Source organism: uncultured Corynebacterium sp. (genome assembly GCF_946998835.1).
Classification (GTDB): Bacteria; Actinomycetota; Actinomycetes; order Mycobacteriales; family Mycobacteriaceae; genus Corynebacterium.
On sequence record NZ_CAMQAZ010000003.1, the window covers coordinates 81,942 to 94,753 of the forward strand.

Consider the following 12,812-nt stretch of genomic DNA (forward strand, 5'->3'; position numbering starts at 1 on the left):
CTGGTCATTGTGCTGTTTGTAGCTTCGGTGGCTTCGTATTACTCGGCTGAGCCGGAAAGCTCCGCAACAACATCGCCTGCAGTTTGGTTCTCGCACTGCGCAAACGCGATACCTGCCCACAAATTGAGATACTCCGGATCACCGGCCTTATTCGCCGCGCCGCGAATCGGCGTGGTCAAGTAGTGCAGTTGCGGGTAAAGCTCCGGCGCGACCCTAGAAAACTCCCGGGTAAACGTGTTCTCGATGGCACGCGCTGGCTTGCCAGAAAAGGCATGAGTCAAAACGGTGTCACGCCCCACCAAATCACGCAGTGCCCGTCGGTGCGTCTCCTTCGTACCCGCCTCCGCGCTGGTGAGGAACCGTGTGCCAACTTGCACAGCCACCGCGCCGGCTTCCATAAGCTTGACGACGTCCTCTCGGTTACCCACCCCACCAGCGGCGATGATAGGTACATCGGTAACTGCACATGCTTCGGTGACTGCTTGGGCAAGCTCTTCTACAGAGGCCCCAATGCTGTCGGACGAATCCTGCCCCTTCACAAACGCGCGGTGCCCACCCGCAGCTAGTCCCTGCAGAACAATGCGATTAGCGCCAGCCTCCGCAGCTGCCCGCACACCCTCAATTGAGGTCGCATTCAGTACCACTTTGCGGCCAGACTCCTTTACCTGAGCAATGATTTCTTTATCCGGGTAGCCAAAGGTGAAGGAGACGAACTTCAGCGCATCGGGATTAGGCAGAAAATTATCAGCAAGAATTGCCTCGACTTTCGCCGAGAAGTAGTCATCTGACCAGGTCGGAGTGTCAGGCAAGTCGGCCTCGAAGTGGGCAGCAACCGGCTTTAAGCGGTCACGAAACGCGGTCCACTGTGCAAGCTCCTCCTCTGAGGTCCCGCCTCCGGTGCCGTTGGCGTTGGGACAGAAGAGGTTGATGCCGAAACCTTTGCCGTCGTCAAGCAGCGCGCAAGTCTGCCGCGCCTGTTCAGTGAGCTTTTCGACAGTGAGATAGCCGGCGGCAAGGGTGCCAACCCCGCCAGCATTGGAAACGGCAGCGACGAGTTCGGGCGTGGATGGGCCACCGGCCATCGGCGCCAAAATGATTGATGAGCGTCGTAGGTTTTCGGGTGATTGCGAGGTTGTGCTGCTCATAGGGCGAGAGTAACACTAAGGCCGGATTCCCCGCGTGGGAGAACCCGGCCAATGCCGACGAACGGCGTTCGAACGACACCGACTAGCGATGCCGCGCTATCGCCTCAAGAACTACTTATTGTCCTCCGGCGGATCCAACGGCATACCCTGGCCGGCGCGGTAGAACGGAATGTCCTGCGGTGCCAGCGGGGTCTTGCCGGCGATCAGGTCAGCGGCCTTCTCGGCAATCATCATGGTCGGCGCGTAGATATTGCCGTTGGTGATGCCCGGCATGACCGAAGCGTCAACCACGTAGAGGCCTTCGGTGCCGTGGACCTGCATGGTCTCCGGATCGACTACGGCCATCTCGTCGGAGGCCGGGCCCATCTTGCAGGTGCAGGATGGGTGCAGTGCGGTCTCGGCATCCTTGCGGACCCACTCGAGAATTTCCTCGTCGGTCTGCACATCCGCGCCTGGGGAAATCTCGCCGTCGGTGTACTCCTTCATGGCCGGGGTATCCAGCAGCTTACGGGAGACCTTCACGGCCTCTACCCATTCACGGCGGTCCTGGTCGGTGGACAGGTAATTGAACAGAATCGACGGCTTGACCTTGATGTCCGAGGACTTGATGTGGACATGGCCACGGGCGTCCGAGTACATCGGGCCAACGTGGAACTGGAAACCGTGGGGGCTATCGATCTTCGTGCCGTCGTAACGCATGGCCAGCGGCAGGAAGTGGAACATCAAGTTCGGGTAGGGCTCGTCGTCGTTGGAGCGTGCGAAACCGCCGCCCTCGAAGTGCGACGTCGCCACCGGGCCCTTGTGGGTGAGCATCCACCACAGACCGATGAACGGCCAACGCCACTTCTCCAGGTACGGCTGCGAGGAGACCGGCTGGGTGGCGTTGTACTGGATGTAGACCTCCAGGTGGTCCTGTAGGTTCTCGCCGACGCCAGGCAAGTGCTTGACGACGTTCACACCGGCAGCATTCAAGATCTTCTCATCGCCAACGCCGGAGACCTCGAGCAACTGCGGAGAGTTGAAAGCGCCACCGCAGAGGATGACCTTGTCTGCTCGCACCTGGCGTGTGCGGCCCTTCCAGGTGTACTCAACGCCGACGGCCTTGGTGCCCTCGAAGAGGATACGGGTGGCTTCTGCGCGGGTGCGGAGCTCCAGGTTTGGACGCTGCAGGGCTGGGTGGAGGTATGCGCGGGAAGCGGAGAGGCGACGGCCCTTGTCGATGTTCGCGTCGAAGGGGCCGAAACCTTCCTGGCGGTAGCCGTTGACGTCCGGGGTGTAGTTGTAGCCAGCCTGCTGCACAGACCGGAAGAAAGCCTTGAACAGCGGGGAGTCGGCCGGACCACGCTTCATGCGCAGCGGGCCGTCGTGGCCACGACGCGGATCGTCCTTGTCGGAGCCGAGTGCATTTTCCATGCGCTTGAAGTACGGCAGGACGTGGTTCCAGCCCCAGTTCTCCAGGCCCTTGGTGTCGCCCCACTTGTCGTAGTCCATCGGGTTGCCGCGCTGGTAAATCTGGCCGTTGATGGAGGACGAACCGCCGACGACCTTGCCGCGAGCGTGGTAGATGCGGCGGCCGTTCATCTCCGGTTCCGGCTCGGACTCGTACTGCCAGTCGTAGTACTTGTTCCCGATCGGGAAGGAGAATGCCGAAGGCATGTGAATGTAGAGGTCCCAGAGGGAGTCCATACGGCCGGCCTCGAGCACGAGCACCTGCTGGGTGTGGTCTGCGGACAGTCGGTTGGCCAGCACGGAGCCGGCCGAACCAGCGCCAACGATGACGACATCGCGGTGTTCGACCGATGTGGTGCCATTCTTTTTACCGAAGTTGAAGACAGCCGGGAAAGCTCCCATGTTCTGGTGTACCTCCGTAGGTTGTTGTGCCGATGTGTATCGGATGATTTTGAGGGCGTGCGAGAAAGCTCTTGGGGTACTTCCCTTGAGCCTGTTTGCGCTCTTGGGTTGATTTCCCTTGAGCGCATTTAGAGTTAACCCCTATATGTCAGCTTCAAGAAAGGTAGCTAAGAGCTGTATCTCAAATACCCTTGCCCTATTCAGGATTGCACACAATTGGCATTCAATGCCACTTAGAACGATTTTTGCGGCTTTGAAAAACAGTCATATGTGCAGGTGGGGATCTAATAGATGGGAGAGGAAATGCTTCATGGCCAGCCTTTACGGTTTGAGGGATTATGCAAACTGGGTATGCTGAACTAGTTCCCGAATCTGAAGGATTTTCCTATGTCTGATACTCCGCCAACTGAGAAGGCGGCGGAGGGGGAGTCATTATCGCCACAGGAACTGCAGCGATCAATGCCTGCCTCTTCGCAACAATCGCAATCGAGTGCAACCTCTGAACCCGAGGTCAACTGGCCTGTTTTTATTATTTCAGGCGTCGGTATTCTCGCCATTGCACTGTGGGCAATCTTCGCCCCGGAGAACGCCGCTGACACCCTGGCCGGCATTGTCGCCTGGGTGTCGAAGAACTTCGGCTGGTTCTATATTGTGACCGCGACGGCGGCAGTGCTCTTCATGCTCTACATCGCCATCTCGCGAACGGGGCAGATTAAGCTCGGCCCCGATCATGCCAAGCCGCAGTTCGGCCTGTTTTCCTGGGCCTCCATGCTCTTTGCCGCAGGTATCGGTATTGATCTGCTCTTCTTCTCGGTGGCAGAGCCGGTCGCACAGTACTATGGCCCGCCGACAGGAGACGCGGAGACCATCGAAGCCGCGCGTCAGGCGGTCGTCTTCACGCTCTTCCACTACGGAGTGACCGGTTGGGCGCTCTACGCCCTGATGGGCATGGCATTCGGCTACTTCGCCTACCGCCTGAACATGCCTCTGACCATCCGTTCGGCGCTCTACCCGATTATCGGCAAGCGCATTCACGGCCCCGCTGGTGAAGCGGTCGAAATCGCAGCGATGCTCGGCACCGTTTTCGGTGTGGCAACCTCGCTGGGTATCGGCGTCGTCCAGCTGAACTACGGCCTGCGCGTGCTGTTCGGAGTGGAGGAGAGTACATCCTGGCAGATTGCGCTCATCGTGGTGGCTGTATCTGTGGCCATCGCGTCGGCTGTCTCCGGTGTTGACAAGGGCATTCGTCGTCTCTCGGAGCTCAACGTCGGCCTGGCTATCTGCCTGATGCTTTACATCCTGATCACCGGCCGCACTGCGTTCCTGTTCGACGCGCTGGTGATGAACGTCGGCGAGTACGTCTCCAAGTTCCCGTCCATGACGATGGATACCTACGCCTTCTCGGGAGCACAGGAATGGCTGAATGCCTGGACTCTGTTCTTCTGGGCTTGGTGGGTGGCCTGGGCTCCGTTTGTCGGTTTGTTCCTGGCCCGTATTTCCCGTGGCCGTAGCCTGCGTCAGTTTGTCGTCGGCACGCTGACCATTCCGTTCCTCTTCGTCCTGATGTGGGTTTCCGTGTTCGGTAACTCGGCGCTGGACCTGGTCATTAATGGCGATTCAGAGTTTGGTCAGACTGCACTGGATTACCCGGAGCGCGCCTTCTACCTGCTGCTGGAGCAGTACCCGGCGCCGATGCTGGTGGCGGCAGTCGCCTCTCTGATTGGTCTGCTCCTCTACATCACCTCGGCCGACTCCGCAGCGCTGGTGATGAGTAACTTCACGTCGAAGATCACCGACACCCAGCAGGACGGCAAGAAGTGGACCCGCATTTTCTGGGCTGTTGTGGTCGGCGTGCTGACCATCTCCATGCTCTACGTCGGCGGTATTCCAACGCTGCAGTCGGCAACGATTGTGATGGGCCTGCCGTTTGCTTTTGTCATCTATCTGGTGATGTATGGCCTATTCAAGTCACTGCGGCTAGAGCTGATACAGCAGGACTCGACACGTCGTGCACTCCACGGCGCGATGTCGGGGCGTGCCGTGGATGGTCAACAGGGCGATTGGCGAAAGCGCCTTGCCCGTTCCATGTCCTTCCCGGGCAAGAAGCCGGTCACGCGCTACCTCGACCGAGTCGTGCAGCCAGCACTTGAGCAGGTCGCGGAGGCCATCAAGGAACGTGGCGGTGAGGTGGCGCTGCACCGTGAACCCACCGAAGAGGTCGGCATTGACCAGATCGACCTGCAGGTCGGTTTCGGCGATGAGAAGGACTTCCGCTACCAGGTCTATCCGGTTGAGTACTTGACACCGTCCTTCGCTGGACTGGTACACCTGGACAGTGATGCCGACATTTACTACTACCGCCTCGAGGTCTTCACGCTGACCGGCTCTCTTGGCTATGACATCTACGGCTACACCCAAGAGCAGCTGATTTCCGATGTCCTCGATCTCTACGAACGGCACCTGGAGTTCCTGCACATGCAGGCTGATCTCCCGGGCACCTCAGATCTGTCCGACAATGCCGACCCCGTCCGTGAATGGTCTGATGACTACTCCAAGGAGGATTCCTAAATGACCTTTGAGCCTTCAACCACTGATAAGGCCCTCGCACCCGAGACCGCCAAATCCCACGAAGGCGCGGCCACGCTGTTTATCGACGGAGCATGGTCCGCCGCAGCCGCTGGCAACACTCGCACCATCGAGTGTCCGGCCGACGGCTCCTTCATTGCCGAGGTCGCGGAAGCAGATGCCACCGACACCGAGCGCGCCATCGCCGCTGCCGACGCTGCTTTCCGACGTACCGGAGAAGGCTCCTGGGCATCCTGGAGTACAGCCGAGCGCAGCAAGTTGGTGCTCGACATCGGTGCTGCCATCAGGGAGCGCAAGGATGAATTTGCCTGGGCAGAGGCCATGGATACCGGTAAGCGCCTGCCAGAGGCGGCAGCCGATATGGATGACATCATCGCCTGCTTTGAGTACTTCGGGAAGCTCGCGGGCAATGATGCCGGTCGTCTCGTGGATGCGGATGACCCGTCCGTCGTCGCGCGCATTGTGCGTGAACCCGTCGGTGTCTGTGGCCTGATCACGCCGTGGAACTACCCACTGCTGCAGACGGCATGGAAGGTCGCACCGTGTCTAGCTACGGGCAATACCTTTGTGCTGAAGCCGGCGGAGCTGACTCCGCACACCGCTATTCTGCTCATGCACGTCATCGATGACCTGGGCGTTCCGGCAGGCGTTGCCAACCTCATCACTGGTGCTGGCGCCGAAGCGGGCGCACCGCTGTCCTCGCATCCGAAGGTGGACATGGTCTCCTTCACCGGCGGTCTGGTTACTGGCAAGGTTATTGCTGGTGAGGCGGCCAAGTCCGTGAAGAAGGTCGCACTCGAGCTCGGCGGCAAGAACCCGAACATCATCTTCGCCGACGCTGACTACGAAGCCGCGTTGGACAACGCCCTCAACGCTGCGTTCCTGCACTCCGGTCAGGTGTGCTCGGCCGGCGCTCGCTTGATTGTGGAGGGATCCATCGCCGAGAAGTTTGTCGACGATTTGGTCGAGCGCGCCGGGCATATCCAGCTCGGCGGTCCACTCGATGAGAAGGCCGAGACCGGTGCGCTGATCTCCAAGCAGCACCTGGATAAGGTTGCGGCATACGTCGATCGGGCCCGTGAACAGGGCGCTCGCGTGCGCGTGGGCGGCGAGATTGCCACCGGCGCGACCGCTGACGGTTCCGCCTCGCTTGCCGACGGCTACTTCTACCTCCCAACCGTGATTGACCAGGTCACTCGCGAGATGGACTGCGTTCACGACGAAGCCTTTGGCCCGGTGGTGACGGTGGAGACCTTCACCACGGTTGACGAGGCCATCGAGATTGGCAACGACACCGAATACGGCCTGGCCGGTGCGGTGTGGACATCCAACCGTGAGGTGTCTGAGCGCGTCTCCCGCGGGCTGCGCCACGGTACCGTCTGGATTAACGACTTTGGCCCCTACCTGCCACAGGCCGAATGGGGTGGCTTCGGCCAGTCCGGTATTGGCCGCGAGCTGGGCCCGACCGGCTTGGAGGAGTACACCGAGGCCAAGCTAGTCTACGAGAACACGGCACCAGCTGTCACCGGTTGGTTCGAGGATCGTCGCTAAAGGCTTGGGCGCAAGAGACTCGGGCATAAGCACCTCGGGCACTAGTCCGAGCAAAAATACGGGAAAGCGGCAACGAACCGTTATACTCTCCGATTGAAAAATCGACTCTGCGCACAACTGCGATAAAGGTTTGCAGTTGTGCGCTTTTGTTCTCTAAGGACATTTGCCGTGAACGCTACTACTCGCTCTGACAAGGCCGATGCTGCCAGTTCCGCCGCAGCCACCGGTGGCCATGCCGCTGCCAGCACTTGTACTGCCAGCACCGCCGCGACCTTCACCCGCTTCACCCGGCGTCAGCATGTCATCGCCTGGGCTGTGCATGCCTTCACGCTGACCGGTTTGGTGTGGGCAACGCTGGCGGTGGTCGCACTGCTGGAGGGCCGCCCGCACTGGATGTGGCTCTGGTTGGGCATTGCCCTCGTCGTCGATGGTGTCGACGGCAATATGGCGCGTAAACATCGCATCAAGGAAGTCGTCCCGTGGTTTAACGGCGCGGTGGTGGACAACATCGTCGACTACCTCACCTGGACCGCCATACCCGCCGCTTTTATGGTCATGTATCTGCCGCTGGGGCCACGCCCATTGGCAATTTCCCTGGTCATCCTGGTCCTGGTGTCATCGATGTTCTGCTATGCCAACGAAGCCGCTAAATCCGGCGACTACTACTTCGTTGGTTTCCCCGCTGCGTGGAACATCGTTGCGGTCTTGCTGTGGGTATGGAACGCGCCCATGGCCGTGTGCATCGCTGCCATTTTTATCTTCAGCGCAATGACGGTGGTTCCGCTGCACTACACCCACCCATTCCGCGTGGAACGCGGCAGGGTGGCCAACATTGCCGCAACGTTCATCTGGATTCTCTCGACTGGCATGCTCATCGCGAGTGAGACGGCGGCGGCGTCGTTAAGCATGACGTCTATCCACGGGCTGGTGGCTGTCAACGTTGCCGCTGGTGCCTGGCTGATTATCGGCGGTGTGCGGCGCTCGCTCAGCGGACGCTAGCAGCGTGCGGAGGGTGGTTGTCGCAGGACTGTGTAGATGACCCGGTCGCGCAGCCAGCGGACGTATTCGACGGCGCAGGCGGAAACGATGAGCGCAATGACAAAGATGGTGACCCACACGGGATAATCGCGCCCGTTGGCCCAGAAATAGACATACGGCGAAACAAAAGTCACCAGGGTAACCAGGAGTCCCAGCATTCTTCGGCCGAATGAGCGGCCGGTGATCATCTCGACAATTCCCCAGGTGTAGGGGATAGCGGTAATGATGTCGATAGTCCAGAGCACCCAGACATTGCCGTGGAATCCGGGGACGAAAACCACAGGCAGCGCGCGGAGCGATGAGTAGACCATCACCACCAGGTAGGCGAGGACTTTCGGGTTGTAGAGCAGACGCCACACGGGATTGCGCTCGATGAGTTTCGTCCCGACCTTGCGCAGTGCCTGCAGATTCTTTTGCTGCATGAGCAGCGTATTCGTGCTATCCATCAGGTACGCCAGCAGTTTTTGCTGCTCGTGCGTGCCGTGCGCCCAGGTCTGCACCAGCTCGGTCGGCGAAACAGCGATGGGCACTAGCGGTTCGCCGGTCTGCTTCAGGTGATCGGGAAGCTCCAGGACATCGTCATCGAGCTTATCGACGGCCAGCGCCTCGCCCACCACATGAACAATGTCGCCGCCGAGGATGCCGCGTACCTTCTCCACATCACTTTCGGGCAGCGAGCTGAACCAGAGCAGCTGCCGGGAGGAAATTGCCATTCGCAAGGCGGTGCCCAGGGCTTCCGCTGCGTCATCGATGGCATAAAAGTCCTGCGTGTTGGTGTGCGCGAGTGAACGCAAGCTGTCGATTGTTACGGCATTTTTGGCGTTGAGCTCGCTGAGACGGGCGACGCCGGAAATGTCAATGACCAGTTGTGGATCAAGGGTGAAAGCGTGGGCAAAGGGCAGGTCGAGTATTGAGCGCATGGCAAGGAGCCGCTGGTACCCCGGTTGCGCCGGTTGCGCCTGTTGCCCCGGTTGCCCTGGGTGCCCGGCCAGGGCTGAAGTATGCGCGCTCATAGCTTTTTAGCTTGCCACAACTTGCGCATTTTTCTAGTAACCATACGGTTCGGTCTGTCTATTGCTCGCCTCCATGCCCTGCAAAAACATCGTTAAGTTGGACATTCTCTGATGTGTGAAGTAGTTTCTACTCCACAGGTAGACAGCTCGGTTCATTGTGGCTTTGATGGCGGGCTGGCTCATAAATTTAGGAGAACTACTTTCATGCTCATCACAGGACTAGCGCTGGGCGCCGTGCTCGGCTTTGTTATGCAGCGAGGACGCTTCTGCGTCACCGGCTTCTTGCGCGATATCTTCACTCAGCGCAGCTGGCGCGGCTTCGTCGCCTTGCTGATTGTTATTTCCGTCCACGCCATCGGCCTGGCCGCTCTGACCAGCGCCGGCGTGATTACTCCCGAATACAAGGAACTAGCTCCTCTAGCCGTTATCGTCGGCGGTATCATCTTCGGCCTGGGTATCGTCCTGGCCGGCGGCTGCGCCTCGGGAACCTGGTACCGCTCCGGTGAGGGCCTAATCGGTTCCTGGATTGCCCTGGTCTTTTACGCCCTATCCGCTGCTGCTATGAAGACTGGCTTCCTGGGCGGCCTGCAGAATTCCCTGAAGGACCGCACCGTCGGCCTGACCAGTATCCATGCCTCGCTCGGCATTAGCATCTGGCCATTGGTCATCGCTCTCAGCGCCCTGACGGCATTCCTCGCCGTTCGCTACCTGCGCGAAGAATTCTCCGGCCCGCGCCCGGTCGCTCTGGCGCCACGCAAGTCCGGTCTCGCGCATATCCTGGCTGAGAAGCCCTGGCACGTGTACGCCACCGCCGCTATCGTCGGCGCGCTCGGCGTTCTGGCTTGGCCACTGTCCGCCGCCACCGGCCGCAACGATGGCCTCGGCATCACCACTCCGTCCTCCAACCTCGCCAACTACGTTGTCACTGGTGACACCGAGCGTTTCGACTGGGGCGTCCTCCTCGTCCTCGGCATCCTCGTAGGCTCCTTCATCGCGGCCAAGGCCTCTGGCGAATTCCGCCTCCGTGTCCCGGATGCCACCCAGGGCGCCCGCTCGGTAGTCGGCGGCATCTTCATGGGTGTCGGCGCTGCGTGGGCTGGCGGCTGCACCGTCGGCAACGGCATGGTCCAGACGTCGCTGTTCAGCTACCAGGGTTGGCTCGCGCTGGCGTCCATCGCCGCTGGTGTCGCTATCGCTGCAAAGCTCTGGCTGAAGCCGTCCGCACCTTCGCTTAACGACGTCCCGAGCACCCCCTCCACCACCAACGACACGGCGGTATCGGCAGCTCCGGTCGCTTCGGCAGGCCCGGTTGCTTCGGCTGCTACTTCTTCTGTTTCGTTGCCGAGCAGCGACGGTGCCGCTGGCACCGAGGCCTCCCCGCTGGCAGGTGCCTTTGCTGTTGCGCCGGTGGCGTTGCTCGACCGGAGCGTCGTTAAGCAGGAAGACGGCAAGCTCAAGCCACTGGGTAATGGTCGTTACGAGCTCGACACCGTCGGTGCCGTGTGCCCCTTCCCGCTGATCGAGGCCAAGGACGCGATCGGCAAGATTGAGGTCGGCGAGGAGCTGGTGATTCCATTCGACTGCACCCAGGCCACGGATGCGATTCCGCGCTGGGCTGCGAAGGATGGCCACGAGGTCACCAACTTCGAGCAGACCGGCGAGGCTGGTTGGACGATTTCCGTTCGCCGCGGGAAGTAGGGGAAGGGGCCACCGGGACGGGGTTGCGCCCCGCTCCCGCGACTTCACGACATCTATGTCACCTCATGCCACCTCCACAGCTGGCACGAGGTGACACCCGTGTCGTGAAGTGGTTTTTAGATTAAGTCCCGCAGTACGAGTGGAACGCACCCAACTCCTGCGGTGCCGGCTCCGTGAAATCCGCTGGGACATCCTGCGGCCCAAAGGGGTTGGTTACCGCTTCCAGCAGGTGCCGGTAGGCGGCCAAATCCCCCGCCCCTGCTTCTCCTGTCGCCCCTGCCGTCGCCAGAACCTCCGTGACCAGGTGATTCCGCGGAATGTACAGCGGATTGGTCTCCCTCATCAGAGCCAGGGCCGTTGCCCGGTTGATTCCCAGCTCCTCCCGCGTCTGCTTCCACAACTGCCCCCACTCAGCCACAGCGGCGGAGAAAGCAGGATCAGCGGACAGCCTGGTCAGCGCGGTCAGGGAGGTCAGCGCGTTGGATTCCGCAGCTTCCTCCCCATCATCCCTGGCTAGAACCTCAATCAGCGCCCGATGAGCATTCGTGTGGTCGAGCCCAAACTGGACCAGCACACCCTGCCACTGTTGGAGCACCTCCGCGGCGGCAGGATTGTCGGCAAGCGAGGCCGGGAGGCCGATTTTGGGCAGCCACTTGCGGCTGAGCGCGTCGGTGAACTCGTTGGCGAATTCGCCCAGAATGTCGCGGGCACGTGCGAGGGCGTCGTCTGGAGTGCCTGCGAAATGCGGCAGCAAGGCCTCCGCTAACCTGGCCATATTCCACCCGGCAATCGTCGGTTGCGCGCCATACGCGTACCGACCACCCCGGTCAATGCTGCTGAACACCGCCCGCGGATTGTGCGCATCCAGGAACGCACACGGACCATAATCGATGGTCTCGCCCGCGATGCTAGCATTGTCGGTATTCAGCACACCGTGGACAAATCCGCAGGCCATCCACGCCGCAACGAGATTCGCTTGCCGCTTTACGACGTCCCGGAGAACCAACTCCGCCGAAACCTCGTAGCCGTGCCGCTGCGCGGCGAACTCGATGAGCCGGTCCATGATTCCGGTGTCCGCGCCTGAGCGTGCGACCAACTCGAACGTACCGACTCGCAGGTGGCTGGATGCTACTCGCACGATGATGCCGCCCGGTTGAAGTTCGGTGGTGGGGTCGGTGTTGTCGAAAGGGGTTTGCGAGCCACGGTAGATTTCCTCGCCGGTTGCGATGACCGCCAGTGCGCGGGTGGTCGGGACTCCGAGCGCATACATGGCTTCGCTGATGAGGTACTCCCGCAGGGCGGAGGTCAGCGTGGCTTTGCCGTCACCACCACGGGAGAAGGGTGTGGGGCCTGTGCCTTTGGCTTGGATCTCATATGCCTGGGTGCTGTCGCTGTGGGGTGGCTGATTGGGGTAATCGGGGCCGCTGGTCTGATTGGCGTCGCTGGGTTGGTCGGGGCGGTTGCCATGGTTGGGGGCGCTGGGCTGATTGGGGCGGTTGCCATGGTTGGGGTCGCTGGGCTGATTGGAGTGGCTGGGTTGACTGGGCTGACTAGGCAGCCCGGTCAGGCCCGGTTCAGCCTCGACGGTGGCGAGCAAGAGCGCGCGGCCGTCGCCGAGCAGGCCAGCGAAGTTGCCGAACTGGTGGCCGGCGTAGGCCGTGGCCACCGGAGTTTCGTATAGGCCGGGTGGGGTGTCAGTTTCGCTGCTGGCGCCGTGGCCGGTGAGGAACTTCAGGCCAGCGTCCGACCGGAGCCACTGTGGGGAGAGGCCGAGTTGGGTCGCGAGCTCGTCGTTAAGCATGACCAGCTGCGGCGATGGGGCGTCAAACCCCTGCTGGTCGATAGCGAGTTCAGGCAGTGCGGTGGGCAGATCAGCGACATTTCGAGCCATGTGCGCAGTCTAGCGGGTAGGGCGGATTGAGAATTTGAG

The 12,812-nt window shown here is 60.9% G+C and carries 8 protein-coding genes; 4 read left to right on the forward strand and 4 right to left on the reverse strand.

What is annotated here, in order from left to right; all coding sequences use genetic code 11:
- Nucleotides 1-38 precede the first annotated feature (38 nt).
- Both Q0U90_RS01775 and betA read right to left on the reverse strand, forming a co-directional pair.
- Nucleotides 39-1,145 carry a nitronate monooxygenase gene (locus Q0U90_RS01775; RefSeq protein ID WP_297450790.1) on the reverse strand — a complete coding sequence of 369 codons (1,107 nt, stop codon included), beginning with the start codon at nt 1,143-1,145 and terminating at the stop codon, nt 39-41.
- Between the two features lie 111 nt (nt 1,146-1,256).
- Nucleotides 1,257-2,996, reverse strand: a complete 1,740-nt coding sequence (gene betA / locus Q0U90_RS01780) for a choline dehydrogenase (protein ID WP_297450793.1) — start codon at nt 2,994-2,996, stop codon at nt 1,257-1,259.
- 387 nt (nt 2,997-3,383) lie between these two features.
- On the opposite strand from betA, the gene betT reads away from it, so the two are divergent.
- The 3 genes from betT (at nt 3,384) to Q0U90_RS01795 (ending at nt 8,132) form a co-directional block, all read left to right on the forward strand.
- Entirely contained in the window at nt 3,384-5,564 is a 2,181-nt protein-coding gene (betT, locus tag Q0U90_RS01785) for a choline BCCT transporter BetT (RefSeq protein ID WP_297450796.1), read from the forward strand.
- Nucleotides 5,565-7,133, forward strand: coding sequence for an aldehyde dehydrogenase family protein (locus Q0U90_RS01790; protein WP_297450799.1), 1,569 nt, complete (start codon nt 5,565-5,567; stop codon nt 7,131-7,133).
- Between the two features lie 168 nt (nt 7,134-7,301).
- Nucleotides 7,302-8,132 (forward strand): CDP-alcohol phosphatidyltransferase family protein, encoded by an 831-nt coding sequence (locus Q0U90_RS01795; protein WP_297450802.1) that lies wholly within the window; start codon nt 7,302-7,304, stop codon nt 8,130-8,132.
- Here Q0U90_RS01795 and Q0U90_RS01800 read toward each other — a convergent pair.
- Nucleotides 8,129-9,184 carry a hypothetical protein gene (locus tag Q0U90_RS01800; protein ID WP_297450805.1) on the reverse strand — a complete coding sequence of 352 codons (1,056 nt, stop codon included), beginning with the start codon at nt 9,182-9,184 and terminating at the stop codon, nt 8,129-8,131. The genes Q0U90_RS01795 and Q0U90_RS01800 overlap by 4 nt on opposite strands.
- 204 nt (nt 9,185-9,388) lie before the next feature.
- Between Q0U90_RS01800 and Q0U90_RS01805 the strand changes: the two genes are divergently transcribed.
- Nucleotides 9,389-10,882: a YeeE/YedE thiosulfate transporter family protein gene (locus tag Q0U90_RS01805; protein WP_297450807.1), complete on the forward strand. Its 1,494-nt coding sequence runs from the start codon at nt 9,389-9,391 to the stop codon at nt 10,880-10,882.
- A gap of 121 nt (nt 10,883-11,003) precedes the next feature.
- On the opposite strand, the gene Q0U90_RS01810 is transcribed toward Q0U90_RS01805, so the two are convergent.
- Nucleotides 11,004-12,773, reverse strand: a complete 1,770-nt coding sequence (locus Q0U90_RS01810; RefSeq protein ID WP_297450810.1) for a protein adenylyltransferase SelO family protein — start codon at nt 12,771-12,773, stop codon at nt 11,004-11,006.
- Nucleotides 12,774-12,812: the final 39 nt, after the last annotated feature.